Source organism: Luteibacter sp. (assembly GCF_036499525.1).
In the GTDB taxonomy this organism is placed as follows: domain Bacteria; phylum Pseudomonadota; class Gammaproteobacteria; order Xanthomonadales; family Rhodanobacteraceae; genus Luteibacter.
The window spans coordinates 23645-49905 of record NZ_DASYDO010000011.1; the positions used below are offsets into that span (position 1 = coordinate 23645).

The window sequence follows — 26261 nt, forward strand, 5'->3', positions numbered from 1 at the left end:
CGGTCATTGGATGTAACCCACTGTAAATTCGCTGCCATTCAATATAAACGGGCCGTTCATACGCAGGACGAACCCCGTTCCTCCGCTGCCGGCCACCTCGAGCAACTGGACGGATGGTGAGCTGGCCGAAACGATCGGCCGCATGGATAGTTGATTCAAGTTGATGCGAATCCAGCCGCCGTACACGCTGCCGAGATTGGTATTGGCTGACGCTCCTGCCTGACGAGGCAGCAAGGGAAACAATCCGGACGGCACCGAGGTCATGGGTGTCACGGGCGGCAAAGTGGTCACGGGGATGCCGTCGGTAGCGAGATCGAGCCGCAGGGACGGTAACAGCACACTATTTCCCGTCCCCATCCTGACAGTGTGGGCGGGGACGTACGCGTAAACCTCCGCTGGCCACTGCCGGGCGACCTGTGTCGTCACCAGGCCGGCTATTGGCGGGGACGAAATAGTTTGGATCCTGCCGATCGCGAGCGTCTGGGTGCCGGCGGTCGTCGCGGGGGCGGTACTGGCTGGTGTTCGCCTGGCCGTGTCAAGCGCTGAGTCCCAGGCAAGTAATTGCGCCGGCGACAGAACGCCCGGGCGTGGAATGCGGTCGACCATGCTTCGCAGGACGAAAACGTATTCGTAGAACGGAAGACTGGCATGGAGCGATTCGATCAGCACCGCGCGCTGTTCGACCGTGAGCGGAATAAGGGCCGGATTTACCCGCGCGTTATCCAGCAGTTGCTGGCCGGCTCGCCGCAGATTCCGGTGAGTAAAGGTTGTGTATGCGGAGAATGGGTACGGCGTACTGGTGCCCGTGCTGCCGGCTTGCGCCCCGGCGGTGCTGGTCCCCGCTCCACTGCTTGATCCCGGCCGCACCGAGAAATCGATGGGTTGCGCCGTGGCCGTGGCACTCGCCGGTAGGCGTCTGGCTTCCTCGAGCGAAAGCTCCCAGGCGCGCAGTTGCGAGGATGACAGGGCGATGTCATCGCCAGGGCCGCGGTCGATCATGGTCCGTAGCGTAAGGGCGAATTCGCTTTCCGGAAGACGGGCGGACAATTCATTCGTAAGGCACTTGCGTTGGGCGACCGTCAGGGCGGCCACGGCCGGGTTTCGCGGCGTACCGTCCCTAAGAATCCGGACGGTCTCATGAAGTTGCGGCCTGCCGGAGCCGCCCGAAAGTCCGACTTTCCGGAAGTGCCATTGGCCGTTGGCGAGACGCTCGATGGCCGGGCCCGTGAAGTGGGTGTCGAGTACGTTTGGACGGGTGAGGCGCCAGCCATTGATGGCAGAGTCGAAACGCACCTGATAGAGCTTGCCTGCCTGGCGGATGTAGCGGTCGGCACCCATGGTGAAGACGCCCAAGGCAGGTTCGCGGGCCGGGGCGGTAACACCGCGGGCGAGGAAGCGCGACTCGAAGAGCGTGTCGGGCGCCGGCACGGGGCGGGCGTTGGTGGCGAGCCTGCTCGAACCCGTCGCGACGCGCACGCGGGCGCCGGCTAGCGCGGGTACCTGCGTATAGAACGGCAGGACGTTCAGTGCCGAGGTATACCCGTCTACAAAGGCGAGGAAGGCGCCCGTGGCATCGCCGGCCTTCACGTCGTCGTAGACGCGCCACGCGGAATTTGCTGCGCGCGGGATGCTCTGGACCATGCCGGTGACGAGTTCCTTGCCCACTTGGACGGGCAGGTTCCAACCCCAGAACACATCCCATGCGCCGCTGGTGTCGGCCGCCAGCGTGGAGCGGGTAAGGTCGTTCGCGTTGCGCTTGGCCAGCGCGATGGCGGTGTCGTAGCCGGCGTCGAGGAAGGAGGTGGCGACCTCACGCTCCTGGAAGCGCTCGGCGAGCTCGGTGCACCTGGTCGGGGCACATTGGGGGAGGCTGAAGACCCAGCTGGGCGTGCGGTTGCCATTGAGGCGAGTGAGCTTGAAGTGGCGCTGGCCGAGAGCGTCGAATTCGGTGAATGCCGCCGGTAGGCGGTCGAGGAGGTAAGTCTTGAAGGACGGATTGACGATGAAGTCGCGAGTGAGTTCGGCGCGGTCACCGAACTCACGGAAGGCGATGCCGTCGGGGGCATCGGGGGTGTAGAGGACGACGCGGGAGACCGCCTCGCTTTGGCGTGCGCTTAGCAGGAATACTCCGGCCAGCGGCGCGCCGCCGTAGGTGAGTTGGTGGACGACTATCTCGTGGCCGCCGATACGTGCGCGACCGGCGGGATAGGGATGGTCCAGGACTGCCTGCGCCCACAGGAATCCGCGTTCTTCGCGGTCGGGCAGGAAGGAGCGCGGTTCCGAGGTGTCATAAAAGGACAAGCGGGCATCGGCGGCTTCGAGGCGCATGCGTGCGCTTTGCACGTCGTTGATCGCCTTGCGTTGTGCCAGCCCCGCGGGCGATTTACCCAGGGCGTCGTCGAGATGCCGCGCATAGCCGTTGGGCAGGTCGAGGTCGCGGACGATGTCACGCAGGGCCTGTGCCGGAACGCCGGGTCGCGGCGAGCCATCGGCATAAACCACGCTCAGGCTCTCGGCTGGCAAGGCGCCGATGTTACGGAACGCCAACTCGGCCAGGGACATATCTTCGAACGAAAAACCGGAGATGGCGGTCGCGACGGGATTTTCCAGTGTGCGGCGGGTGAGGCGCACGCGCAGTTCGTGTGGCGGCACGTCGATGCCGCGCTTGCGCAGCGCAGTCGCCAGGGCGTCGTTGGCAAAAGCCGCCAGCGAAAGCGGCGCGCGAAGATCGGGATGGTCTGCTCCAATCCAGCTATCGCGGTAGTCGGTAGCCGCCCGGCGCCAATGGTCGGCAACTTTCGCTGGCTGGCCGGCCAGTCGTTCCTCGGCCAGCCTGGCGGCCAGGGCAAGGTCGCGGTGACGCACGATGGCATGCACATCGAGCAGCGCATGCAGGTCGAGCGCGGGATGGAGTGCCTCGTGCAGTTCCTCGAGGGTGGAGGCGAGGTTCCAGGCAAGCAGGGCTCGTTCGCGCATGCGCGCACCGAGGCGGCGGGCCAGGGTGTCGAAGATATCGCGGTCTATAGGGCGGGTATCGAGGAAGTGCGTGCCGATGACCGTTTCGATGTCGTGCGACGCGATGCCGGGCAATTCGTCACGATGGACGAGTTGCGCGCGCATCTGCAGTTCGACGTCGCGATACAGGATGTCGAGCGAGTCGAAAACCTGCCAACCCGCCTCGACGGTGAAGAGCAGGATGCGCTCCGGCTGGCGATCGTCCTGGAGCACGAGGGCGCCGGCGTAGGGCACAGCGCCGAAGAGCAGTTCCCGCGCATGCAGGTGACCCGGCAGCGGGCCGCCAGGATGCAGGGCGATGGCACCGATCAGTTCGACGGCCGCATCGGCGAGCGTGCCGTCGTTGCCACGCAGCGCGGCATCGTCGCGAATGGTCTGGGCCAGGCGCAGGGCGAAGGCTTGCCGACGCGACACGAGCGGTTTCCCCGGCGCATGTTCAATGGAGGCTTCCCAGAAGGCATCGAGTTCGTCGAGGAAAGCGTTACGTCCGTCGACGGCTGGAGGCAGGTCGGGCAGGGCGTCTTGCTGCCGGGCCAGCCAGCGCTGGGTATCGGCCAGGCGCTGGAGGGAATCGATGGCAGCCTGGTTGGCGTGGGAGACGTGTGCAGGGGGCGCCTGCGGGGGGAGCATGTCCAAAGGCAATCCTTGGCGTTGGAGGAACGCCAAGGTTAGGTGCGGGTGAACGGAACGTCTGTCGACGCCCCGGATGACAGATCGTAGGTTCCGTCGCTACAACTTGTAGGCCCGATGGATCGCGACGATGCCGTTCGAGAGGTTGCGCACTTCCACGTGCCCGAAGCCCGCTTCGAGCATCATGCCCTTCAGCGCTTCCTGGTCGGGGTGCTTGCGGATCGACTCGGCGAGGTACTGGTAGCTGTCGGCGTCGTTCGCAAACAGGCGGCCGAGGCGCGGCAGGATCCTGAACGAGTGCACGTCGTAGAGCTTCGACAACATCGGGCTCTGTACCTTCGAGAATTCCAGTACCAGCGCGCGGCCACCTGGCTTGAGGATGCGGTGCATGTCCGCCAGTGCCTTGTCCTTGTCGGTAACGTTGCGCAGGCCGAAGGCGATGGTGACGGCGTCGAAGCTGTTGTCCGGGAACGGCAGCGTCTCGGCGTTCATCTGCGCCCAGCGCAGGCCCGAGACGAGGCCGCGATCGGTGAGGCGGTCGCGGCCGACGCCGAGCATGGCCGCATTGATGTCGCCAACCACCACCTCGCCTTCCTCGCCGACCACCGGCTTCAGCAACGCGGCGATGTCGCCCGTGCCGCCGGCGAGGTCGAGCACGCGATCGCCGCGGCGCACGCCGCTGACGGCCACGAAATGCCGCTTCCACAGGCGATGGATGCCGAACGACATGAGGTCGTTCATCAGGTCGTAGCTGCGCGCGACCGAGGTGAACACCTGGCCGACGAGGGCTTGTTTCTCGGCGACGGGAACGTCGCGGAAACCGAAATGGGTGGTCGGGGGCGGGGTCGGCTCAGTCATGCCGTGCATGGTAACCGATACGGCCCCGCGGCCAGGGTGAAGGCCGGCCGTGGCCTTAAGCGGTACTGGCCTGGTCCAGCAGGCTGATGTCGTCAGTGGAGAGCTCAAGCTCCGCCGCGCGGGCGATTTCGCCTAGCTGCTCAACGGTGGTGGCGCTGGCGATGGGCGCGGTGATGCCAGGGCGGGCCATCAGCCAGGCCAGGGCTACCTGCGCCGGCTTGCTGTTGTGCCGGCCGGCGACCTCGTCGAGCGCGTCGAGCACCTTCTTGCCTCGGGCATTGAGATACTTCTTCACCGAGCCACCGCGGGCGGCGCTCTTGGCCAGGTCCGCCTCGCTACGATACTTGCCAGTCAGGAAGCCGCTGGCCAGCGAGTAATAGCTGATCACGCCCACGCTTTCTTTCAGGATCACCGGTTCGATGTGGTCCTCGTAGGCCTTGCGATCCATCAGGTTGTACTCCGGCTGCATCGATTCGTAGCGCGGCAAGCCTTCGGACTGCGAGGTTTTCAGCGCATCGGCGAAGCGCTCGGCGCTGTAGTTCGAGGCACCGATCACGCGCACCTTGCCGTTCTGGATCAGTCCGGCGAAGGCGTGCAGGGTCTCGGCCAACGGGGTCTTCGGGTCGTCCTCGTGGGCCTGGTAGAGGTCGATGTGGTCCACGCCCAGGCGGCGCAGGGAATCATCCGCTGCCTCGTTGATGTTGATCGGCGAAAGCCCCGGGTGTTGCTGCCACTTGGCCACTTTGGTGGCGATCAACACCTTGTCGCGCTTGCCGCTGGTCTTCAGCCACTTGCCGATGATCGCTTCCGACTCGCCGCCCTTGTTGCCCGGCACCCAGGCCGAATAGGCGTCCGCGGTGTCGATCAGGTTGAAACCGTGGTCGACGAACGCGTCCAGCAAGGCGAACGACTGTTTTTCATCTGCGCTCCAGCCAAACACGTTGCCACCGAAAGCGAGCGGCGCGACTTCCAGCATCGACTGGCCGAGCTTGCGCTTGTTCATGGGGCATTCCTCGCAGAAGACAAGCGGTTATCTTGCCATCTGAGAGGTCGAGGCGGCGTATGCACCGGTGAATTTATGGGTATTTCACCTCGCGAGTCAGGCGCGTGCTCCAGGGGCACCATTCATGGTCGGGCAGGAAACCTGTACCCACCCGGCTGAGGTTTTCTTCGACATATAGCGACGAGGCATCGCAAACTTCGGTCGAGTTTGAAAAGAACCGGATCGATGTCGGATCGAGGTGGAAGGGCCATGACTCGTTGTAATCGGTTCGGCCCTTGATGACGATGCCCCTGATGCGCGTGGTACTGCGTTCATGTCCCAGAAGGATGTCCTCGGCCAGCGCGGCAGTAACAGGATCGTCAATCTCAACAATGAATTCATGCGGCTGACGCGTCGGGGCACCACTCGCCTCGAAAGCAAAATAGCGAGGGGCCATTGAAGGCGTGGCCATGGCGGGGGAGATCGCCGTCGCCAACGCGATGGCGGCCACGGCGATGGATGCGGGGGAAAATGTCATGATCGTTAGTGCTCCTTGGGTGAGGTTGTTGCCTCGTCAAGCTGACGGCGCCCAAGGATGAAGCTCGGATGATGTCACTGCCGCAAAATATCGACCATCGTGTTCAATCGCGCCAACGCAAGTCGATGCCGACCAGAAACGTGCGGCCTGGTGCAGGCTCGTAGTAGCGCCCATTGCCGTCGTTGACGATCACCGAGCCGACGTAGGTGCGGTCGAAGGCGTTGTCGACGCGAGCGAAGCCATGGATGCGCCAATGCTGGCGATCGATCACGTAGCCGCCGGATACACCCACGGTTGTATAAGCCGGTGCGTATTCGCTGTTGGTGTCATTCACAGGCGTCTTGTCGTTATAGGTGGCGTCCGCGCCGAACTGCCAGCCGGTATCGGCACCCCAGGCCAGGGCGGCATACGCGTAGCTTCCCGGCACACCGGGAATGCCTGTGCCCGCGGCGACGGGGGTGTCCGGGCTTGAGCAGCCGGCGACGACGCAGGTCAGGAACGGTGAACGGAAGGTCGCCTGCACGCGCGTATAGGCCAGGTTGAGCGTCAGGCGGTCGGCCAGCTGGCTGGAGAGCGAGGCTTCAAAGCCCTGCCGGCGCGAGCGGTCGATGTTCTGATACGTAGTACGGCCGCCCAGGTTCGTCGCCACGGCCAGTTCGTCCTGGCTGTCGGAGCGGAACACAGTGAACTCCGCGCGCGTGCCTTCGGAGGGCCGCAGCTTGACACCCACCTCGGTGCTACGGGTGTGAACCGGCTGCAGGTTGAAGGCCAGGCCCGGGCCTCCGTCGTTGCGGTATCCAAGTTCTGAAAACGTGGGTGTCTCGAAGCCCTTACCGTAGTTGGCGTAAAGGTGCACCGACGGACTGACATTGAACATCAGGCCTGCCACGGGCGTGGTTGCGCTGTAGTCCTTCGAGCCGCTGTCGTCGGGATTGCCTGCGCGGATGTAGCGATCGTCGGAGTTGAACTTCACCTGGGAGTGGCGGATGCCACCCATCACCGTCCAGCGGTCAGCAAGCTTCCACGTGGCCTGGACGTACTGGTCGAAGTCGAACACACGGTCGATCTCGTCGCGGCGCAGGTCGCCACGTACGCCAAGGATGTCGCCCACGTAGTTGTTGTAGCCGGTGCGGTGCTGGTGCTGGTTATCGTAGGTGGCGCCGGTGGCAAGCTCAAACGGCCGGCCGGCGAGGTCGCCCGACCATGTCCAGCGCGCATCGCCGCCGCCGTATTCATTGGAAAGATCCACCATGCCACCGGAGTTCCCCGGCTGGCTGGCTTGCGTGGCCTTGGGGATGGACAGGTACTGCAGCACATTGCGGTCGCCGTAATAGCCCATTACCCGCAGGCTGTTGTGTTCGTCCAGCGTATCGTCGAACACCAGGCCACCCTGGGTCTGGTTTACCGTCTTGCGCGTGTCGTAGGTACTCGCCACCGAGGTCGCCTGGCTGGGATCGGCCTTCCATTGGCTGCGGGTAAGGCCCAATGGATCCTGAGCGAAGGGAACATCAAGCGTGTTCAGCACCAGGGTCAGGCGCTTGCCGTCATCGATTTGCCAGCCGAGCTTGGCGTTGCCCGATTCGCGCCGCGCCGCGCTGTGGTCGCGATAGCCATCGGTTCGGAAGTGGGTGTAGTCGATGTTGTAGTCGACCGGGCCGTCCTTGCCACGCGCACCGACATCCGCTCGCAGCATGCCGTTGCTGCCTCCGGCCAGGCCCGCGCGCAACTCGTCCGGCTGCGCGCCGTCGGCGGTAAACAGTTGCACCACACCGCCCGAGGCATTGCCGTACAGCGCGGAAAACGGACCGCGCAGCACTTCCACCCGATCGGCCGAGCCCAGGTTGAAATGGGAAACCTGGCCCTGGCCGTCAGGCATGCTGGCCGGGATGCCGTCGGTGTACAGGCGCACGCCGCGGATGCCGAAGGTCGATCGCGCACCGAAGCCGCGGATGGAAAGCTGCTCGTCCTGGGCGTAGTTCTGCCGGTCGCGGGCAAGGATGCCGGGCACGCTGCCGAGCATCTCTGACAGGTTCACGTTGAGTGCGCCATCGGGCGGGGCCGGAACCACGTTGATGGTAGCCGCCACGTCGTAGGGCGATTGCGCGCTGCGGGTGGCGGTGACCACCACCGGTTCCAGGCGCTGTGCCGGCGGGGTGGTTTCCTCGGCATGGACGATGCTATGGACGATGCCGGCGATGCCGCAGGCCGCCAGGGCGGCCTGGATTGTGATGCGCTTCAAGGAAGGTGATCCTGCCCCGGGGGAAGACCGATTATGATGCCTTTGCCTAACGATGGCCCACCCCGCAGGCCGGCTGTCGTCCCACCCCCACCGATGGATCGCCATGAAGACACTCGCCACCGTTTTCGCCGTCTGCGCGCTCGCCGCCGCGCCGCAGGTTTTTGCGCAGCCGGAAGACCAGCCGGCCACCGCCGTACCGCCAACCTCCGCCGGGCAATTCACCACCGGCCAGCTTGATGCCGTGATTGCCGGCAGCTGGCGCTCACCCGCCAACAAGGCACGCGATACCTACCGTCATCCGAAGCAGACCCTCGCCTTCTTCGGTCTGCGTCCGGACATGACGGTGATCGAGATCGCCCCGGGCGGCGGCTGGTACACCGAAATCCTCGCGCCGCTGCTCAATGACAACGGTCATTACATTGCCGCGGTGATCGGACAGGGCGAAGGCAAGGAGATGACCTCGTTGAAGGCGCGCGTCACCAACGACGCTGCGCATTTCGGCAAGGCCCGGGTGGAAAGCATCGACCCGAAGGCGCCCAGCCTCGGCGCCCCGGGGTCCGCCGACATGGTGCTGACCTTCCGCAACGTGCATAACTGGACCGACGACGGCACGGCGCCTGCGATGTTCAAGGCATTCTTCGACGTGCTCGCCCCAGGTGGCGTGCTTGGTGTGGAAGACCACCGCGCCGCCGAGGGTGCCGACCCTGCCAAGCTCAAGGACACCGGTTACCTGCCCACGGCCTACGTGGTGAAGCTCGCCACCGACGCTGGCTTCAAGCTGGCCGGGTCCAGCGAGGTCAATGCCAACCCGAAGGACACCAAGGATTACCCGAAGGGCGTGTGGACCTTGCCGCCCACCTACGCGCTGAAAGACAAGGACCACGCCAGGTACCAGGCCATTGGCGAGTCCGACCGCATGACCTTGCGCTTCGTCAAACCGCACTAAGGTCCATGTTGCTGGCACTGAACAAGCCTTACGGCGTGCTGTGCCAGTTCGTCGACCGCGAGGGTCGCCCGACCCTCGCGGCATTCGTCCGCCAGAAGGATATTTATCCTGCCGGACGGCTGGACCATGACAGCGAAGGCCTGTTGCTGCTTACCGACGATGGTGCCCTGGCCCACCGGCTGACCGACCCGAAGCACAAGGAGGCCAAGACCTACCTGGTGCAGGTGGAAGGCCTGGCTACCGACGACGCCCTGGAGTCCTTGCGTCGTGGCATCACGCTTAACGACGGTCCTACCTTGCCGGCCGGCGCCGTGGCGATCGATGAGCCTTCATGGCTTTGGCCCCGCGACCCGCCGGTGCGATTCCGCAAAACGATCCCCACCAGCTGGGTGGCAATCACACTGCGCGAGGGGCGCAACCGCCAGGTCCGCCGGATGACGGCTGCCGTGGGACTTCCCACCTTGCGCCTGGTGCGTGAATCGATCGGGCCTTATCGCCTGGATGGCCTGGGCCTGGGCCAGACCCGGATATTGAAGGGCTAGCCGGCGCGTTCGAGCCGGAAGAAAAGTTCGGCCGTCCGCGTGCTTGCCGCGGCGACCGCCGCGGCGTCCTCGCCACGATCACGCGCCACTTCCTCGCAGATGTGCTTCAGGAACATCGGTTCGTTCCGTCGGTGCGCCGGTGGCGGCTTCACGGTGCGTGGCAACAGGTAGGGCGAATCGGTTTCCAGCATCAGCCTGTCGGCCGGTATCAGCTTTACCAGTTCCCGCAAGTGCGTGCCGCGCCGCTCATCGCAGATCCATCCCGTGATGCCAATGTGGCAATCCAGGTCCAGGTAGTGGCGAAGCGCTTCACCGTTGTCGGTGAAGCAATGCACTACCGCGGCAGGCAGGCGGTCGCGTACGGAACGCAGGAGGGCGATGAAGTCGTCGTGGGCATCGCGCTGGTGCAGGAACACCGGCATGTGCAGGTCCACGGCGATAGCGAGCTGGCGCTCGAAGACGGCCAGCTGTATGTCCCGCGGTGAATAGTTTCGATGGTAGTCCAGGCCGGTCTCGCCGACGGCGACCACCTCGGCCTGGGTGGCCAGTTCCCGAAGCCGCGCGTCCGTCGTGTCGTCGTAATCCACGGCGTGATGGGGATGCACGCCCGCGGTGGCAAAAAGCACTCCGGGCCGTTGGCGGGCGAGTGCCAGGGCATCGACGCTGCCCTGGAGCGAGGCACCCGTCACCACCAGCCGGGATACGCCCTGTCCGGCCGCCCGTTGCAGCACCTGGTCGAAATCGTGGCGGAAGGACTCGTGGGTGAGGTTGGCACCGATGTCGATCAGATCCATGCGGATTTCATGCTGCGCTGCGACAGGACCGGCCATTATTCCACGTCAGCGTATTGCCCGCCTCCGTGTAGGCGGCTTGTTTCGCAATTCCAGGCGGCCTGCGCCGCGGTTCGCTACGGAACTACCAGATGCTGAACACGGTCACATTCATTCGCAAAGCTTTCCGAATTCTCGCCATCATCGGGTAGCTTGGGCCGGGTTATGCTAGATCGTTCACCCCTAAAGACGCGGCAGGGACGGGAAACAACCATGGCGGCAGCAAGCGGAGCCACGCGCACGGAGCGCCCGGGCAAGACACCCTCGCTCAGCGAGGCGGATGTCTGCGCGGCATTGGTGGCGCGCGGTCGCCTTAAGGACGCCGATCTTGCCCGCGCCCGCCGCCTGCACGAGGAGTCCCCCGAGGGCACCCTCACCTCCCTGATGGCCCGCCTGGGCCTGGTGTCCGAGCGCGACCTGGCCGAAGGCTGGGCGGAACTGCTTGATGCCCCGCTGATGTCGGCCCGCGATGCCCCGGACATGCCGCCAGCGGAAGTGGAACTGTCGCTGAGGTTCCTGAAGCAATACCACGTGGTACCCGTGCGCGAAGGCGACGACGGCCTGGCCCTGATCGTGGCCGACCCCGCCGATACCTTCCCGCTGGAGGCCGCGCGGCTGGCCACCGGCCGCCCGGTTCAATTGCGCATCGGCGTGCGCTCTGAAATCGACGACCTGATCGAGCGCTATTACGGCCAGGGCCGTTCAGCCATGGGCAGCATCGTGGAAAACCTCGATGGCACCGCCGCCGAGGAAGAAGACGTCGAGCATCTGCGCGATCTCGCCTCCGAGGCGCCGGTGATCCGCCTGGTCAACCTGATCCTGCAGCGTGCCGTGGAGCAACGCGCGTCCGACGTACATATCGAGCCCTTCGAAAGCCGGTTGAAGGTGCGTTACCGCATCGATGGCGTGTTGCACGAGGTAGAAGCCCCGCCTGCCAGTTCCACCGCCGCGGTGATCTCCCGCGTGAAGATCATGGCGCGGCTGAACATCGCCGAACGCCGCCTGCCGCAGGACGGCCGTATCCAGCTGCGCGTGCAGGGCAAGGAGCTGGATCTTCGCGTATCCACCGTGCCCACCAGCTTCGGCGAATCGGTGGTAATGCGCATCCTGGATCGCGAGTCAGTAGTGTTCGACTTCGCATCCCTGGGGTTTACCGACAATTTCCAGCAGCGTTTCATCGAGGTACTCGAGCGCCCGCACGGCATCCTGCTGGTGACCGGCCCCACGGGCTCGGGTAAAACCACCACGCTTTACACCGCGCTGTCGAAGATCAACACACCCGACGTGAAGATCATCACCGTCGAAGACCCGGTCGAATACCAGATCGAGGGCATCAACCAGATCCAGGTGAAACCGCAGATCGGCCTGGATTTCGCCGGCGCCCTGCGCTCGATCGTGCGCCAGGATCCGGACATCATCATGATCGGCGAAATGCGCGACCTGGAAACCTGTCGCATTGCCATCCAGTCCGCGCTCACCGGCCATCTGGTCCTTTCCACCCTGCACACCAACAGCGCCTCGGGCGGCATCACCCGCCTGCTGGACATGGGGGTCGAGGACTACCTCCTCGGATCTACCGTCAACGGCATCCTGGCCCAGCGCCTGGTGCGCCGCCTGGACCCGGAAACCGCCGTCGCCTACGAGGCCCTGCCCGAGGTGGTGGAGCAATTCGAGCTGCACAAGTACACCAACGAGCGCCCCATTCGTTTATGGAAGCCCGGCTCGAGCACCGCCAACCCCACCGGGTACCGCGGGCGCCGCGCCATCATGGAGTTTTTGGTGATGACCGACCCCTTGCGCCGCCTGGTGATGCAACGCGCCGATGCCGGCGAGATCGAGCGCCTGGCCCGGTCTGAGGGTATGCGCACGATGTACGAGGACGGCCTGGCGAAGGCTGTCCAGGGCATTACCACCATCGAGGAAGTCCTGCGTGTGACGCAGGAATCCTGACCGGCCGCCTTCAATCATGTCGCAGTTCAGCTATCGCGCCGTCACTGCCTCAGGCGAAGTACTGCAGGGTCAGATGGAAGCGGCCAGTGTCGATGACGTCATCGCCCGCCTGCAGGACCAGGGCCACACGCCGCTGGATGCTCGCGAGGCCAACGCCGCTGGTGGCGGCGGCATTGGCGGCATGTTCAGCCGCGGGCCGTTCAGTGGCGATCAGTTGGCACTGTTCACCCATCAGCTGGCTACCCTGCTCGGTGCCGGCCAGCCGCTCGATCGCGCGCTGGGCATCCTGCTTGATCTTCCCGACAGCGAGCGGGCGAAGAAACTGGTCGAACGCGTGCGCGATCGCGTGCGTGGCGGCAACACGTTGTCCCATGCGCTGGAAGAAGAACACGGCGTGTTCCCGCGGCTGTACATCTCGCTGGTACGCGCCGGCGAGGCCGGTGGTTCGCTGGAAGAAACCCTGCGCCGCCTGGCCGACTACCTCGAACGCGCCCAGGCCCTGCGCGGCAGCATCATCAATGCTCTGATCTATCCCGCCTTCCTGATGGTGGGCGTGTTCGGTTCGTTGATCCTGTTGCTGGCCTATGTGGTGCCGCAGTTCGTGCCGATCTTCCAGGACATGCAGGTACCGGTGCCGTGGATCACCAGCGCGGTGCTGGCGCTGGGCGAATTCATCAGCAACTGGTGGCTGGTGGTGTTGGTCCTGATCATCGTGGGCGTGTTCTTCGTGCGCATGCGCTTGCGCGACCCGGCCACCCGCCTGGCATTCCACGGCAAGCTGCTGGAGCTGAAAGTATCCGGGCCGCTGCTGCTTAAGGTGGAAACCGCACGCATCGCACGCACGCTGGGTACCTTGCTCAAGAACGGCGTGCCGCTGTTGTCTTCGCTCACCATAGCCCGTCAGGTCACCGGCAACCGGGCGCTCGACGAAGCCCTCGGCAAGGCTGCCGAACAGGTCAAGGGTGGCGCGGGCCTTGGCACCGCGCTGGCAGCTACCCAGCGATTCCCACGCCTGGCGCTGCAGATGATCCAGGTGGGGGAGGAGGCCGGCGCGCTCGATACCTTGCTTCTGAAGGTTGCCGACACCTTCGATGTCGAGGCCAGGCGCGCCATCGACCGCCTGCTCGCTGCCCTGGTGCCTGCCCTTACCATCGTCATGACGGTACTCGTGGCGATCATCATGTCCGCCATCCTGCTTCCGTTGCTCAGCCTGACGAGCAACATCCAATGATTGCATCACGAGGTTCAAGCATGATCCAGCGTCGCTCACTTCCCACCCACGCACAGCGTGGCTTCACCCTCCTTGAAATGCTCGCCGTGATCGTGCTGATCGGCATCGTCGGCGCGATCGTGGTCAACCAGGTGGTGAAAAACCTGGACAAGGGTAAATACGGCGCCGGCAAGGCGCAGGTGATCACGCTCGGCCAGAAGGTCGAGAACTACGCCCTGGACAACGGATCGGCGCCACCGAGCCTCGACGACCTGGTCACCAAACCCGCCAATGCCGGTAACTGGCAGGGCCCCTATGCCAAGCCGTCGGACCTGAAAGACCCCTGGGGCCACCCGTTCGGCTACCAGGCGCCGGGTGAGCACGGCAGCTACGACCTCGTGTTCTATGGCCAGGACGGCAAGCCCGGTGGCGACGGCTACAACGCCGACTACGGTAACTGGCAGTAACGAGCCCCCATGCGACCGCGCGGCTTCACGCTTTTCGAGATGCTCGCGGTCATCCTGCTGCTGGGCCTGGCGGCAGCTGCGGTATCCATTCCGGTAAGCCAGGGCCTGGCCTCGGCACGGGTGAATGCCGCATCCGGCGAGCTGGCAAGCGCCCTTCGCTACACGCGCATGCAGGCGATCGTGCAGGGCAAGGAACAGCGTTTCCTGGTGGATGTATCCCCACCGACCTACCAGTCTCCCGGGCGCGATGTGCAGCATTTGCCCGAGGGGATGAAGCTCTCGGTGAACAGCGCCAGGGCCGACCAGTCCAAAAGCCAGGCAGCCATCCGCTTCTTTCCGGACGGCAGTTCCACCGGTGGGCGCATCACGCTTAGCCGCGGCACGCGGGAGTGGCGAGTGAATGTGGCGTGGCTTACCGGCGCGATCAGCGTGGACCGCCAATGAGGCGGAGGTCGCATCAGGGCCAGCGCGGCTTCACCCTGCTCGAGGTGATCGCCGCCATCGCCGTGCTGGCGGTGGCCTTCGCTGCACTGATGCAAGTGGCAGGCTCGTCGCTGCGCCTGACGGCGAAGGCCGGCGACCGCAGCATCGCGGCCCTGCACGCGCGGGCGGTGCTCGACGGCGCCTATGTGGTGGATCCCTTGCAGCCTGGCGTCACCCAGGGCAAGTTCGACGACAACTATAGGTGGCGGCTCACCGTGTCGCCGTGGCAGCCGCCCGGCCAGCAGACCTCGCCGCTGCAGCTGCAGGCGTCCCAGCAGAATCTGTCCGCGCCGCGTTTGTTCCGGCTGGACCTGGAGATCGGCTGGGGCAACCAGACGGCCCGTTTCTCCACCCTGCGCCTGGCTCCGCCTCCAGGGGCCACGGGTGTCGGCAACGCAATCACGGGCATGCCATGAAGCACGAACATGGTTTCACCCTGATCGAAGTGCTTGCGGCCATCGTGCTGCTGAGCCTGATCCTGCTGGGCGTGTATTCGGGCATCCACTCGGCAACGCGGATCGTGCATGGCGGCGAGGAACGTATCGGACGTATGGACGAAGTGCGCTCCACCGCGCAGTTCGTCCAGCGCGAAGTGGCGCAGGCCCTGGCGCTGCCCTTCGCCGTCACTGACGACGGCGATGGCATTGTCTTCGACGGACAGCCCGATTCCGCGCGTTTCGTCGCCCCGTTGCCGGGATATCTTGGCAGGACGGGGGCACAGATCATGACGTTGCAACTTGTGCGCGACAACAACAGCAACCGGCTGCAGGTGACCTTCAGCCCGCTTCCGCCCGATGGTTCGCCACCGGCGCCGCCGGGTGATCCGGAGATCCTCCTGGCTGGGGTGAACAGCGGTACGTTCGCCTATCAGGGCTATGACGACCAGGGTAACCCCGGGCCATGGGTGGATCGCTGGCCCGATGGCCGCCGCCTTCCCGCCATGATCGCCCTGCGCATGAAGCTGGCCGGCAGCGTGAACTCGCCGGAGATCATCGCACCCTTGCGCATCGATCCGACCTCGGTGAACGGGCGCAATCCGCTTGGCAACCTGCCGCGCCGGCCGTCGGTGCTGCGATGAGCACGCCTGTCCGCCAGCGCGGCGTGGCCATGCTGATCGTACTGTGGGCGTGCACGTTGCTGGCGATCCTGCTCGGGGGCTTTGCGGTGATGTCTCGCACCGAAGGCCTGCAGGCGCGCTATCAGTTCGCCCAGACACAGGCGCACTATGCGGCCGAGGCCGGCCTGATTCAGACCATCAACGGATTGATGTCACAGGACCCCCAACAGCGTCCGATTCCTGACGGTCGACCCTATGCGATCACCTTCGACGACGCCAAGGTGAGCGTCACCGTAGTCGACGAAGACGGCAAGGTCGACCTCAACAGTGCCGGCGGCGCCGTGCTGCAAGCCCTGTTTCAGGCGGCCGGTGCGCCGCAACAACGTGCGATCTCCCTGGCCGCCGCCGTGCAGGATTGGCGCTCGTTTGGCATAGCGGGATTACCGAACGGAGCCAAGGCACCGGCCTACAAAGCTGCCGGCTTACCTTACGGGCCACGTAACGGACCCTTCGCCACCATCGAGGAACTGCAACAGGTCCTTGGTATGGATAACGACCTTTATGAAGCGGTGGCGCCCGTGGTGACGATCTGGTCCGGACGTGAGAGACCCAATCCGGTGCATGCGCCGCCGCTGGCGCTGGCCGCGATTCCGGGCATGACCCCGGACCAGGCCAATGCCCTGCTGGCAACACGGCAGGACCCGAATGCTTCGGTGGCGGGCGCCAGTGGAGTAACGCATAGTATCCGGTCCGAGGCGACGCTGGCGGACGGCACCCGCGCGGTGCTCCGCGTCGTGGTTCGATTGCGCGGGGCGCAGGCGGGAAGCCAGCCCTATGCAGTGTTGCGATGGCAGGAAGGAGATTCCGAATGACGGCGTGGCAGGAAGCACTGCACGAACCCATGCGCCAGGTGCGCCAGGCCTGGCGCGACTCGCCGATGCCAGCGTTTTTTACCTGGTGGTCGGGCGAGCTGTCGGGCCTGCTTCCCACGCGCCTGCGCTCGGCCATAGCGGCCGGTCCGCACTGGTATCTGCTCGCCGCCGAGCCGAAGGGATGGTCGGTACGTTCTTCGGGCGGGGGCGAGATCCATTTCATCGATGGCGAACTTGACGGCGCCGCCCAACTGGCGGCGTTCCGCCGCGCCACCGCTTCGGTGGCGCCGGGTGATCTTCGCGTCGCCCTGGTGCTGCCACCGGGCCAGGTGTTGCGGCGCCAGCTATCCCTGCCTGCCGCTGCGCGTTCCAACCTGCGCCAGGTGGCCGGTTACGAAATCGATCGGCAAACGCCGTTCCGTCCGGAACAGGTTCACTTTGGCGTGCGCGAACTTCGCGACGTCGCCGCGCCCACGGGCAAGGTGATGGTGGAAATGGCCGCCACGCCGCGTGGCGCGGTCGATCCACTGCTGGACAGACTGATAACCGCCGGCTTTGCCATTGATGCGGTGGATACGCTCAAGGACGACCACCGCGCCGGCTTCAACCTGCTTCCGCCCGAGCGTCGTGCGCAGCGCGTGGATCGCCGCCGCCGCATGAACCTTGCCCTGGCCGTCGGTGCACTGGTGCTGGCCATCGCCGCGATGGCCACCTGGGTACATAACCGGCAGTCCGCGCTCGATGCCATGAATGCTGAAGTGGAGGACATGCGCGCCGATGCACAGAAGGTATCCGCCCTGCGCCAGCGCTTGACGGAAAGTGCCGGTGCCGCGGGCTTCCTGGCCCAGCGCAAAGCCAGCACGGTGTCCGTGTTGTCCGTGCTTGATGAACTCACCCGCCGGCTCCCCGATGACACCTGGCTTGAACGGCTGACCATCAGCAACACGGGCGACCTCGGCTTCCAGGGACAAAGCCCCACGGCGGCAAAGCTGGTCGATGCGCTCAAAGGCGCCAGGTTGATCGGTGAACCCAGCTTCCAGGGCACTATCGCCACCGATCCATCATCGGGCAAGGAGCGCTTCTACATGGTGGCCAAGGTAAAACCGCCAGCGACCGCACCCGCACCCGTGCAGGTCAAGACCGCTCCCACCTCCGCCAGCACCGGAGGCAAGCGTGCGCCTTGATCCCGCCCCCTCGCGCCTGCTCGCCGTGCTGCTACTCGTGGTGGTGGTGGCGATAGCCTATTTCGTGCTGGTGCACTGGTGGTTCGTGGCGCCGCAGATGCGCATCGCCGACGACATGGCCGATGTCCGCGACACGCACAGCCGCTTCGCCGCGGCCATCGCCGAACGCCCCGCTCTGGAGAAGCGCATCGCGCAGTTGTCGCAGAACCAGGTGCAGAGCGACGCCTTCCTGCCCGACGACGACGCCAACACCGCCGCTGCCAACCTGATGCAGCGCGTGGTGACGGTGGCCGAGTCGCACAAGGATGCCGGCCCCTGCGACGTGGTGCAGAAGATGCCGGTGCCTACTGCCGGCAAGGCCGGCGAGCCCTATACCCGGGTAACGGTGAACATCAGCCTGCGTTGCGGCGTGCAGCCGTTGGCCGCCGTGCTGCACGACCTTGAAGACGGCGTGCCATACCTGTTCGTGGACGACTTCAGCGCCTATCGCAACCCGGTGGCCGCCAAGGCATCCAACGCCGCGCCGCTGGAAACCCAGTTCACGCTGTCCGGCTACATCCGGCGCGCTTCCGCTACCGCGGCCACCGCCAGTGCCAACGGAGGCCGGCGATGAACGCCGTTGGCCAGCAGCGCCTGACTCCCTGGCTGGTAGGCACCTGCGTCGTCACCGGCGCAGCCCTGTTGGTATTCCTTGCCGGTGTAGGTCGCCATGTGGCCTGGAACGACGTGCCGGGCACACCCGAAGAAGCCCGCGCCGTGCACGGCGCGGTGATGCCCCAGACCATGCCCCTGACGAGCTTCGCCGAGGTCTGGCAACGTCCGTTGTTCGCCGCTGACCGCAAGCCGGGCGCGGTGGCCGCCACCAGTGACACGGTAAGTCTGGGCGATCTCCAGCTCACCGGCATCATCCTTACCCCCACGCTGAAGATGGCCCTTCTGCGCAGCACTTCAGGCGACAAGCAGGTACGCGTGAAGGAAGGCACGGCGTTGCCCGATGGCCGCTGGACGCTGACCACGCTAGGACCGCGCAGCGCCACTTTCGACAACGGCGGGGAACGCAAGGACCTCACCTTGGTCACCGCGCGGCCGGACGCCCTGGCCAAGCCGGCGGAAAATGCCGCCGCCGATGCCCAGCGACCGCCGATTGCGGGACAGCCGCCTGCAAACACCGAGCATGCCCCCGACAACCGTACCGCACAGAATCCGCCGCCGCCGGGCGACGATCCAGGCAGTGAAGCCGCGCAACGCCGCGCTCGCATCGACGCCCTGCGGGCGGCGGTGCAACGACGGCGTGCTGAACAAGCCGCGCAACAACAGCAGGTCCCCGAAGGAGTACGTTGACGCATGTTTGCCATCCGACCGATCACGGCCGCCGCCCTCGCCATCCTGCTGGCGAGCTGCGCCTCCTTGCCGCAACCACGCGACGACTCCCTCCAGCGCGAGGCCGTCGCCGGCGCCGGTGCCCCCGTTCCTGCACCGCTGGCCCTGCATCAGGACGCCGCGCCGCCGCAGGTGCCGGAGAAGCCCGAACTTACCCGCGGCAGCGGCGAATACGTGCATCCACAGAACCTGGCCAAACCGCACAAACAGGCCGCCGGTGATGGCGCGGTGACCTTCAATTTCGAAAACCAGCCGGTGGAGGCCGTGGTCAAGGCCATCCTGGGCGACCTCCTGCACGCCAACTACAGCATCGTTCCGGGCGTGCAGGGCAATATTTCGTTCTCCACTTCGCAGCCGGTGTCCAGCGGCGACGCCCTGCCCATCCTTGAGATGCTGCTGTCGTGGACGGGCAACGCGCTGGTCAACCAGAACGGCCGCTACGTGGTGATGCCGGTGAAGGAGGCCGTCGCCGGCAACATCGTGCCCAGCCTCGGCGCCGGGGCGCCGCGCGGCGGCCTGCAGGCACGGTTGTATCCGTTGCGTTTCATCAGCGCCACCGAGATGGTAAAGCTGATCAAGCCGTTCACCCGCAACGATGCCATCCTGCTGGCCGACCCGAACCGCAATGTCATCATCCTGTCGGGTACTGGCGATGAACTGGCCAACTACCAGCGCACTGTAAACATCTTTGACGTCGACTGGCTGAAGAACACCTCGATCGGCGTGTTCAATCTTGAGCGCGCGGATGTTCGCGAATTGATCCCGCAACTCAACGGTATGTTCGGCCCCAAGGGTGATACGCCGCTCGCAGGCCTGCTTCGCTTCATCCCCATCGAGCGCACCAACTCGCTGGTGGTGATCAGCCAGCAGCCACGCTACCTGGACGAAGTAAAGGACTGGCTGGACCGCATCGACAAGGGCAGCGGCAACGACCCGCAACTCTACGTCTATGATGTTCGCAACGTGCAAGCTTCCGACCTTGCCCAGTACCTGGGCAACATCTACGGCGGTGGCAGTAACGGAAGCAGCAGCAACAGCAGCGGCAATAACGGCCGTGTCGGACGGGGTCTGTCCGGCGGTTCACTCGGCACCGGTGGCGGCGGCGCCTTCGGCAGCAATGCCGGCGGCTTTGGTAATTCCTCCAGTTACGGCAGTACCTCCGGCTACGGCGGTGGTACCTCGGGCCTGGGGAGTACAGGCGGCGTGGGTGGTGGCGGCTTTGGAAGCGGCGGCGGGTTCGGTGGTGGCGGTGGCCGCTTCGGCCAGAACAACAACAACAGCAGCAGCAATAACTCGAACAATGCCGGTCAGGCCAATGCCTCGGTCACCACCGACGAGGGCGTGCGCATTTCGGCGGTGGACAACAACAACCAGCTGCTCGTGCGTGCGCGTCCGTCGCAGTGGCACGAAATCGAAGGCGTGATCCGGCGCCTGGACGCTGTGCCGCTGCAGGTGCAGATCGAAACGCGCATCCTGGAAGTAACACTTACCGGCCAGTTCTCCTTCGGCGTGCAGTGGTACCTCGAAGGCCTGGTCGGTAGCACCGACGGCAACGTCACCCAGCCCGGCAACAAGCAGCAGTACGCACTGGGGCAGGGTGGCTTCAACTTCAACAAGCCTTCCGGCTCCAGCCTGGGCGACGCGTTCTACTATTCCTTCGCCAACAACAATCTATCCGCCGCCATTCATGCAGTGGAGCAAAGTGGCAACGCCAAGGTGCTTTCCGCGCCCTCGCTGGTGGTGTTGAACAACCAGGACGCCGCGATCAACGTGGGTGACCAGATCCCGGTCACCACCACCTCGGTGGACACCAGTTCGTCGACCAACAACACAGTCAGCAGCAACACGTACATCTCCACCGGCGTCACCTTGCAAGTGCGCCCCCGCGTGAATCCCGGTGGCCTGGTGTACATGCAGATCGACCAGCAGGTGAGCAAGCCCAACACCACGTTGCTGCTCAGTGGCAACGCCAGCGGCAACACGCCCATCAGCACCCGCGAAGTGGCCACCCAGGTGGCAGTGCAGAGCGGTCAGACGGTGCTTCTGGGCGGGTTGATCGCGCAGGATGAAGCCAGCACCGATACCGGTATCCCGGGCCTGAACCGCATTCCGATCCTCGGACGCCTGTTCGGCAGCACCAGCCGCAACCGCAACCGCACGGAGCTGATCGTGTTGATCACCCCGCGTGTGATCCAGAGTGCCGAGGACGCCCGCGACATCACAGACGAATACCAGAAGAAGTTCGAGTCGCTGGCGCCCATCCGCAGCGACGCCACGCCGGCAGGCAAGGGCGTGGTGGCGCCGGTGACCACCACGCCACTCAAGAACTGACGGCGCCCACGGGGTCGGAGTTGAACTCCGGCCCCGAACCGACCGACGGCCAAAGCCATGAATGATGTTGTCTCTCCCTCCAGACTTGCTTCTGCCCTGACCGACTACTGGTCACCCCGCGTAATCGGCGAAGTGGACGATGCTTACATCAAGGTCGCCAAGGTCAAGGGGACGCTAGCCTGGCATAGCCATGAGCATGAGGACGAACTCTTCCTTGTCCTTAGCGGCCGCCTCCGCATCGAGATGGAAGACCGAACGGTGGAGATTGGCCAGGGCGAGATGTTCATCGTTCCCAAGGGCGTGCGGCATAACCCGGTGGCTGACGAGGAATGCGAGATCATGCTGATCGAGCGGAAGTCGACGTTGCATACCGGCGATGTCGTGATCGAAGGCACGCGGTCGGTGGAAGAGCAGCTTCGGGCTAATTGATCGAATATTATCGATATGTCGTGCTGGTTCGGTCGGGTAGGGCGCGGCTTTCGTTGTCGACGATGACTCTCGCTCCGATCGGGAACGAATCGTCAGCCTCCTTGAATGCGGCAGTTAATCGCCTTGCATTTACCTTTGAACCGAACAAGTACGCTAGCTCGTTCGTGCCCTCTGCATTTCACAGCGCCTCTCGTATCGATTGAGCTTCATTCTGTATTCTTCCCGTCGCAACTTTGCGACCATTCTTATAGACCCTCTTCGCGAAAACCCGGATCATTTGCCTGTTGCCAGAGACTTGGCAACCGGGTGTGAGAGCCTGTGTTTTACGGCCGGTCGCCGCAGGTTCGCCTGTGGCAGCCGGGGTCTCCCGCTTTATGGCGGGCGACCAGGCGGGCTATGCCCGACCCGTTCCCGTAGCGGCTCTCACCCTGGCTCGCCCGCCACCTGCGCTCTTCAAGGCAGTGGCGCTTCCCTACCGAGTCTGGGCCGGGTGGATGAACGCATTGGGACGCGGCGGAAGCGGTCCCCGGCTGCGCCGATGGCCTCGACCATCCCGGCTGCATCCGTCGGGAGTCAGAACCCGTGGCGTTCATCTGCCCGCATTCGTCAGGTGGCCCGGCCGCCGATCGGTTCATTGTCGGTCGCAATACATTGCGACCGAACCGGTGCTTCCCTGCGTTGACGCCGCTCTAGCAAGGTATCTGGCACTCTTGTGATTCCGTCCGGCTCGCCCGGGCATTTATGATCCGGAGTACTTGCATGACTACCAAGGCCCTGTTCGTCGAACTGCATGCCAAGAGTGGCCGCGAAGACGACGTAGCGGCGTTCCTCAAGAGTGCGCAGTCGCTGGTCGACGCCGAGACCGGCACGGTGACGTGGTTTGCCGTTCGTTTCGACAAGAGCACGTTCGCCATCTTCGACGCCTTTGATGGCGACGAAGGGCGCGATGCGCATCTCAATGGAAAAGTGGCAGAGGCCCTGATGGCCAACGCTGCCGAGCTCCTCGCCAGCGTGCCGCAAATTCGCAACGCAGACGTTCTGGCGGACAAGCTTCCTCGCTGATACACCTGCCTCGAACGGACATGCACCGATCGAATCGATTGCCGCTCATCGATTCGCATCGGTATCAGTCTAGATCTGAGGGCAAAGAAAAAGGATATCTCTGGAGGTCATTGCCTGTCGGCATGTAAGAATCTGCTCGGAATCATCGGTGCGATTCCTGCGCGATCTGGCTCTCTTATCTTCTACGTCGAGCCGACTCATCTTTCTATGCTTGCTTCGCTCCATCGAAGGAGCTTGACGGACGCAGGCGATGAGGAAGCCGATGCTTTTATGTGCACTGTTGTCAGTGCCCTGGTCGGAGGCGACAGCCGCCGCTGGTGTTGTGATGGTTGATACCGGGTCAGCCCATAGCAAGGAGCCAGTGATTGATCCTGTCATGGCCCGCAACGCCATTGGGCAAGGAATCGATCTGACGAAAGCAAACACGAAACCTGGGCTCCGAACGATTTCACTGGATGAATCGTGGTTTGTAGGTGCTCGACTTGAAACGATCAAAAAGCAGCTCGCCGAGCAAGCAAAAAATGGCTATTACAATGCGTCCGACGAGGAAGTTCCAGATCTGTCACGCGCCATTGCGCCATCGCCCGTGGCAACGAATGAGCTGGATCGGGTGCTTGAGAAGCGGTACTCGTCGATGACGGCAATCAGGCCGAAACTGCACGCCGAGCCCATTTCAATCCATGGAACAAGGCTCGAGGCTTCGCGCTTCATTGAGGCGGCAACGGCGGGTGGATGGGAAGATGGCGTCTGGACAGGACTTGCGCGATATTTTGAAGTTCCCGATCTGGGTTTGATCAAACTCGAAGAAATCGATTTTGCGGCGTCCAAGGCTTCTGTTTCCCTGATACGCGAACTCGTCACGAGTGACGTCAACGGACGCCCGGCCATCGCAAAAACTGCACGAACGCCGAACGGGCGGACACTCGTTTCCGTGGCATGGATGACGGACAGCATGTCTTATTCGCTGATGTTGCAGCCGCTTCGGCCCGATCGCATTCACGAAAACCAAAATTCGCTGGAGGCGTTGGCGAGGCGGTTGGGCCGGTGATCCGGGAGCGGCTTTTCGTAATGACAAAGTCATTACGGCCCGGTAGAATGCCTCTCTACGTTGAGGTTCGGACCATGACTGCACACCACAATCTGCCGGCCAAGCGGGAAACCTTGAACATCCGTATCAAAGCCGAGGAGCGGAGCCTGATTGACCGCGCGGCCAAAGTGCGAGGGAAGAATCGCACCGATTTCGTGCTGGAGGCAGCCAGAGCCGCGGCCGAAGAAGCTGTACTCGACCAGGCCGTCATTGCTGTAGGCCCTGATGCCTATGCAGCCTTTCTCGCCCGACTTGATATGCCGCCCCAGCCGAATGAGCGCTTGCGCAAGACGATGCAAACGCCACCCCCATGGGACAAGGCGTGAGTATTGGGGCGCCTGAGCCCCTGGGTTCACATCACGAGTTGGGAGTATTTACATCAAGCGTCGATAGCCTGGACCATTGGCTGAAACGTCGCGCGTTGAGAAACCAGGCAACCGGCGCCTCCCGTACGTTTGTCGCTGCCGAGGGTCGCAGTGTGCTTGCGTACTACTCGCTTGCCTCAGCCGCGATCAATGTCGAAGCCACACCGGGGCGTTTCCGCCGCAACATGCCGGACCCAATACCAGTCGTGGTCTTGGGTCGGCTGGCCGTCGACAAATCGCTACACGGTAACGGAATGGGCCGCGCCCTGGTGCGCGATGCTGGCCTTCGTGTGATCCAGGCTGCGGACACTATCGGCATTCGAGGAATGATCGTGCATGCGCTGTCCGATGAGGCGAAGTGTTTCTACGAGCGGGTCGGTTTCGAATCATCCCCGTTGGATCCCCAGACGCTGATGGCGACGCTCGCCGACTTGAAGGCCGGTGGGTAACCTTTAGGGATTGTGGTGAGCAAGCGGTGGGCGCAAGCACGCCGAAGATTCGCACCGCCGACGTGCTGGCGGACAACCTCCCGAGCTAATGCGTCACGGAGTTCGCAAGCGACTGCCGTGCCATTGCCGGTAGGCCGGAAATCACGCGTGAGCCATCGATTGACTGTTTGGCTGCGGCTGCGAAGGCGGCCAACGGACATTCGTCGCGCCCACCGCATCCGCTTACATGCAGCTTCGCCGGCTTCATGTCGTCGAAGTGGTTGCCGCGAAGATCGTCCATTGACGGCATCAGCGCGCTTACCTTCACTACATAATGGTTTCCACGCTTGAACAGGTCAAATACCAACCCGCCGCCGGGCGGATAGTCGTCCGGCCGCCTCGCATCGTGCCAATCCAGCCCGAAGACCCCGGCGATATTGGCCAGGTTCGTGTCGTGGCCAATCAATACAAAGACGCCACGGCCGTGAGGCGATAACGCTGTCGTCGTCGTGGGTTCGCCGGCTGCGGCCTGCAACGTTGCAAGGATGTGTGCCGCCAGGTTCGATCCGGCCTGCGCCGCGGCGGGCATGCTCTTCTTGTCGCGGGCAAACGCGTCGTTGTGCAGCACGATGACTTTGCCCAGCCTGGCGGCATCGGCTCGTCCCCACGCCACCTCGTTGACCGGCTTGCCTTCAGCGTAAGCCAACATGAGGTTTTCGCTTAACGTGCCTGACAGTTTGTAGGCCTTGTGCGTGGGTTTGTCGTCTTCGACCAAAAGTTTTTTGCCTGAATCTGACGCCGTCTTCAGGCAAGCCTTGTCGGTACATCCGAGCACGATCGCCTGGAGCTCCGCCAGCGCGGGGGAGACTTCCGTCGGTGCAGGGCTGGCGTCGTCGTTCTTGTCGCCCTTTGCGTAGTGGAACAAAGGATTGTTGTCGTCGCCGGACATGGCCAGGAATGACAGATGACAGCCGGGAACCAGTCCATCGATGACGGCCTGGGCACTTTCCTTGTTGCGCGGCGTGGTGTCGGCGATCACCTGCAGCTGGTCAGCGGTGGGGCAGGCCTGGCCGAGATTGCCGTTGGCGATCAAGCGTTGGCGATAGAACGCGCCAAGCGCCTGCATGCCTGCATGCCCGTGCGGGGTCAGGATGCCAGGCGCCACGGGCCACGATGGCCACGGTTGGCTGGCATAACTTGCGTGGGCGTCTGGTGCGGTCGTAGGTGAGCGCACACCGTGGCGAAGCAGCACGATCTCCGCCACAGCCGTTTCGCCGTGGGGTGCGGGCGCAGCCATGGCACCCACGCTGCCGACGGCTGCAAGCACAAGCGACGTCCATACAGTGGTACGAATCCAACCAGGGCGCATGTCCAAC

At 64.2% G+C, this 26261-nt stretch carries 25 protein-coding genes; 18 read left to right on the forward strand and 7 right to left on the reverse strand.

All coding sequences use genetic code 11. The features are described from left to right. Nucleotides 1–3 precede the first annotated feature (3 nt). The 5 genes from VGM71_RS01345 to VGM71_RS01365 form a co-directional block, all read right to left on the reverse strand. Entirely contained in the window at nt 4–3645 is a 3642-nt protein-coding gene (locus VGM71_RS01345) for a dermonecrotic toxin domain-containing protein (RefSeq protein WP_331541966.1), read from the reverse strand. 99 nt (nt 3646–3744) lie between these two features. Continuing rightward, the gene (gene ubiE / locus VGM71_RS01350; RefSeq protein ID WP_414675070.1) at nt 3745–4503 is read right to left on the reverse strand and encodes a bifunctional demethylmenaquinone methyltransferase/2-methoxy-6-polyprenyl-1,4-benzoquinol methylase UbiE; all 759 of its coding nucleotides are present in this window, start codon (nt 4501–4503) and stop codon (nt 3745–3747) included. Between the two features lie 55 nt (nt 4504–4558). After that, nucleotides 4559–5506 (reverse strand): aldo/keto reductase, encoded by a 948-nt coding sequence (locus VGM71_RS01355; protein WP_331541968.1) that lies wholly within the window; start codon nt 5504–5506, stop codon nt 4559–4561. 73 nt (nt 5507–5579) lie between these two features. Continuing rightward, entirely contained in the window at nt 5580–6023 is a 444-nt protein-coding gene (locus VGM71_RS01360) for a hypothetical protein (protein ID WP_331541969.1), read from the reverse strand. A gap of 103 nt (nt 6024–6126) precedes the next feature. Next, a complete protein-coding gene (locus tag VGM71_RS01365; protein ID WP_331541971.1) occupies nt 6127–8262 on the reverse strand; it encodes a TonB-dependent receptor in 2136 nt (711 codons plus the stop codon). Nucleotides 8263–8365: 103 nt separating this feature from the next. Between VGM71_RS01365 and VGM71_RS01370 the strand changes: the two genes are divergently transcribed. After that, a complete protein-coding gene (locus VGM71_RS01370) occupies nt 8366–9208 on the forward strand; it encodes a methyltransferase (RefSeq protein ID WP_331541972.1) in 843 nt (280 codons plus the stop codon). A gap of 5 nt (nt 9209–9213) precedes the next feature. Further along, nucleotides 9214–9750, forward strand: a complete 537-nt coding sequence (locus VGM71_RS01375) for a pseudouridine synthase (RefSeq protein ID WP_331541973.1) — start codon at nt 9214–9216, stop codon at nt 9748–9750. Here the strand turns inward: VGM71_RS01375 and VGM71_RS01380 are convergent. Beyond that, nucleotides 9747–10544 (reverse strand): TatD family hydrolase, encoded by a 798-nt coding sequence (locus VGM71_RS01380; RefSeq protein ID WP_331541974.1) that lies wholly within the window; start codon nt 10542–10544, stop codon nt 9747–9749. The two genes, VGM71_RS01375 and VGM71_RS01380, sit on opposite strands and share 4 nt — an antisense overlap. Nucleotides 10545–10793: 249 nt before the next feature. Here VGM71_RS01380 and gspE point away from each other — a divergent pair, with 249 nt between their 5' ends. From gspE to VGM71_RS01460, 16 genes are all read left to right on the forward strand, one after another. Beyond that, nucleotides 10794–12530 carry a type II secretion system ATPase GspE gene (gene gspE / locus VGM71_RS01385; RefSeq protein ID WP_331541975.1) on the forward strand — a complete coding sequence of 579 codons (1737 nt, stop codon included), beginning with the start codon at nt 10794–10796 and terminating at the stop codon, nt 12528–12530. Between the two features lie 16 nt (nt 12531–12546). After that, nucleotides 12547–13761, forward strand: coding sequence for a type II secretion system inner membrane protein GspF (gene gspF, locus VGM71_RS01390; protein WP_331541976.1), 1215 nt, complete (start codon nt 12547–12549; stop codon nt 13759–13761). A 20-nt stretch (nt 13762–13781) separates the two neighbouring features. Next, complete coding sequence (gspG, locus tag VGM71_RS01395) at nt 13782–14207, forward strand: type II secretion system major pseudopilin GspG (protein ID WP_331541977.1); 426 nt, start codon at nt 13782–13784, stop codon at nt 14205–14207. Nucleotides 14208–14216: 9 nt separating this feature from the next. Next, nucleotides 14217–14651 (forward strand): GspH/FimT family protein, encoded by a 435-nt coding sequence (locus VGM71_RS01400; RefSeq protein WP_331541978.1) that lies wholly within the window; start codon nt 14217–14219, stop codon nt 14649–14651. Next, nucleotides 14648–15106: a prepilin-type N-terminal cleavage/methylation domain-containing protein gene (locus VGM71_RS01405; RefSeq protein ID WP_331541979.1), complete on the forward strand. Its 459-nt coding sequence runs from the start codon at nt 14648–14650 to the stop codon at nt 15104–15106. The genes VGM71_RS01400 and VGM71_RS01405 overlap by 4 nt, the downstream gene beginning before the upstream one ends. Continuing rightward, nucleotides 15103–15768: a prepilin-type N-terminal cleavage/methylation domain-containing protein gene (locus VGM71_RS01410; protein WP_331541980.1), complete on the forward strand. Its 666-nt coding sequence runs from the start codon at nt 15103–15105 to the stop codon at nt 15766–15768. The genes VGM71_RS01405 and VGM71_RS01410 overlap by 4 nt, the downstream gene beginning before the upstream one ends. A 29-nt stretch (nt 15769–15797) precedes the next feature. Next, complete coding sequence (locus VGM71_RS01415) at nt 15798–16619, forward strand: type II secretion system protein GspK (protein WP_331541981.1); 822 nt, start codon at nt 15798–15800, stop codon at nt 16617–16619. Further along, nucleotides 16616–17803 carry a PilN domain-containing protein gene (locus tag VGM71_RS01420; protein WP_331541982.1) on the forward strand — a complete coding sequence of 396 codons (1188 nt, stop codon included), beginning with the start codon at nt 16616–16618 and terminating at the stop codon, nt 17801–17803. The genes VGM71_RS01415 and VGM71_RS01420 overlap by 4 nt, the downstream gene beginning before the upstream one ends. Next, nucleotides 17793–18416 carry a type II secretion system protein GspM gene (gene gspM, locus VGM71_RS01425; protein ID WP_331541983.1) on the forward strand — a complete coding sequence of 208 codons (624 nt, stop codon included), beginning with the start codon at nt 17793–17795 and terminating at the stop codon, nt 18414–18416. Before VGM71_RS01420 ends, gspM begins: the two co-directional genes overlap by 11 nt. Continuing rightward, nucleotides 18413–19144, forward strand: a complete 732-nt coding sequence (locus VGM71_RS01430) for a hypothetical protein (protein ID WP_331541984.1) — start codon at nt 18413–18415, stop codon at nt 19142–19144. Before gspM ends, VGM71_RS01430 begins: the two co-directional genes overlap by 4 nt. Before the next feature lie 3 nt (nt 19145–19147). Continuing rightward, a complete protein-coding gene (gene gspD / locus VGM71_RS01435; protein WP_331541985.1) occupies nt 19148–21514 on the forward strand; it encodes a type II secretion system secretin GspD in 2367 nt (788 codons plus the stop codon). 57 nt (nt 21515–21571) lie between these two features. Then, entirely contained in the window at nt 21572–21943 is a 372-nt protein-coding gene (locus VGM71_RS01440) for a cupin domain-containing protein (RefSeq protein WP_331541986.1), read from the forward strand. A 759-nt stretch (nt 21944–22702) separates the two neighbouring features. Continuing rightward, on the forward strand, nt 22703–23005 hold the full coding sequence (locus VGM71_RS01445) for an antibiotic biosynthesis monooxygenase (RefSeq protein ID WP_331541987.1): 303 nt from the start codon (nt 22703–22705) through the stop codon (nt 23003–23005). A gap of 250 nt (nt 23006–23255) precedes the next feature. Continuing rightward, a complete protein-coding gene (locus VGM71_RS01450) occupies nt 23256–24053 on the forward strand; it encodes a hypothetical protein (protein ID WP_331541988.1) in 798 nt (265 codons plus the stop codon). Between the two features lie 74 nt (nt 24054–24127). After that, nucleotides 24128–24418, forward strand: coding sequence for a DUF1778 domain-containing protein (locus tag VGM71_RS01455; RefSeq protein ID WP_331541989.1), 291 nt, complete (start codon nt 24128–24130; stop codon nt 24416–24418). Then, a complete protein-coding gene (locus VGM71_RS01460; protein WP_331541991.1) occupies nt 24403–24906 on the forward strand; it encodes a GNAT family N-acetyltransferase in 504 nt (167 codons plus the stop codon). The genes VGM71_RS01455 and VGM71_RS01460 overlap by 16 nt, the downstream gene beginning before the upstream one ends. Before the next feature lie 85 nt (nt 24907–24991). Here VGM71_RS01460 and VGM71_RS01465 read toward each other — a convergent pair whose 3' ends face one another. Continuing rightward, nucleotides 24992–26254, reverse strand: coding sequence for a histidine-type phosphatase (locus tag VGM71_RS01465; RefSeq protein ID WP_331542004.1), 1263 nt, complete (start codon nt 26252–26254; stop codon nt 24992–24994). Nucleotides 26255–26261: the final 7 nt, after the last annotated feature.

Coding starts and splice junctions, on each gene's coding strand:
- VGM71_RS01345 (WP_331541966.1), bottom strand. CDS start 3,645: ATGCTCCCCCCGCAGGCGCCCCCTGCACACGTCTCCCACGCCAACCAG.
- ubiE (WP_414675070.1), bottom strand. CDS start 4,503: ATGACTGAGCCGACCCCGCCCCCGACCACCCATTTCGGTTTCCGCGAC.
- VGM71_RS01355 (WP_331541968.1), bottom strand. CDS start 5,506: ATGAACAAGCGCAAGCTCGGCCAGTCGATGCTGGAAGTCGCGCCGCTC.
- VGM71_RS01360 (WP_331541969.1), bottom strand. CDS start 6,023: ATGACATTTTCCCCCGCATCCATCGCCGTGGCCGCCATCGCGTTGGCG.
- VGM71_RS01370 (WP_331541972.1), top strand. CDS start 8,366: ATGAAGACACTCGCCACCGTTTTCGCCGTCTGCGCGCTCGCCGCCGCG.
- VGM71_RS01375 (WP_331541973.1), top strand. CDS start 9,214: ATGTTGCTGGCACTGAACAAGCCTTACGGCGTGCTGTGCCAGTTCGTC.
- VGM71_RS01380 (WP_331541974.1), bottom strand. CDS start 10,544: ATGGATCTGATCGACATCGGTGCCAACCTCACCCACGAGTCCTTCCGC.
- gspE (WP_331541975.1), top strand. CDS start 10,794: ATGGCGGCAGCAAGCGGAGCCACGCGCACGGAGCGCCCGGGCAAGACA.
- gspF (WP_331541976.1), top strand. CDS start 12,547: ATGTCGCAGTTCAGCTATCGCGCCGTCACTGCCTCAGGCGAAGTACTG.
- gspG (WP_331541977.1), top strand. CDS start 13,782: ATGATCCAGCGTCGCTCACTTCCCACCCACGCACAGCGTGGCTTCACC.
- VGM71_RS01400 (WP_331541978.1), top strand. CDS start 14,217: ATGCGACCGCGCGGCTTCACGCTTTTCGAGATGCTCGCGGTCATCCTG.
- VGM71_RS01405 (WP_331541979.1), top strand. CDS start 14,648: ATGAGGCGGAGGTCGCATCAGGGCCAGCGCGGCTTCACCCTGCTCGAG.
- VGM71_RS01410 (WP_331541980.1), top strand. CDS start 15,103: ATGAAGCACGAACATGGTTTCACCCTGATCGAAGTGCTTGCGGCCATC.
- VGM71_RS01415 (WP_331541981.1), top strand. CDS start 15,798: ATGCTGATCGTACTGTGGGCGTGCACGTTGCTGGCGATCCTGCTCGGG.
- VGM71_RS01420 (WP_331541982.1), top strand. CDS start 16,616: ATGACGGCGTGGCAGGAAGCACTGCACGAACCCATGCGCCAGGTGCGC.
- VGM71_RS01430 (WP_331541984.1), top strand. CDS start 18,413: ATGAACGCCGTTGGCCAGCAGCGCCTGACTCCCTGGCTGGTAGGCACC.
- gspD (WP_331541985.1), top strand. CDS start 19,148: ATGTTTGCCATCCGACCGATCACGGCCGCCGCCCTCGCCATCCTGCTG.
- VGM71_RS01440 (WP_331541986.1), top strand. CDS start 21,572: ATGAATGATGTTGTCTCTCCCTCCAGACTTGCTTCTGCCCTGACCGAC.
- VGM71_RS01445 (WP_331541987.1), top strand. CDS start 22,703: ATGACTACCAAGGCCCTGTTCGTCGAACTGCATGCCAAGAGTGGCCGC.
- VGM71_RS01450 (WP_331541988.1), top strand. CDS start 23,256: ATGAGGAAGCCGATGCTTTTATGTGCACTGTTGTCAGTGCCCTGGTCG.
- VGM71_RS01455 (WP_331541989.1), top strand. CDS start 24,128: ATGACTGCACACCACAATCTGCCGGCCAAGCGGGAAACCTTGAACATC.
- VGM71_RS01460 (WP_331541991.1), top strand. CDS start 24,403: ATGGGACAAGGCGTGAGTATTGGGGCGCCTGAGCCCCTGGGTTCACAT.
- VGM71_RS01465 (WP_331542004.1), bottom strand. CDS start 26,254: ATGCGCCCTGGTTGGATTCGTACCACTGTATGGACGTCGCTTGTGCTT.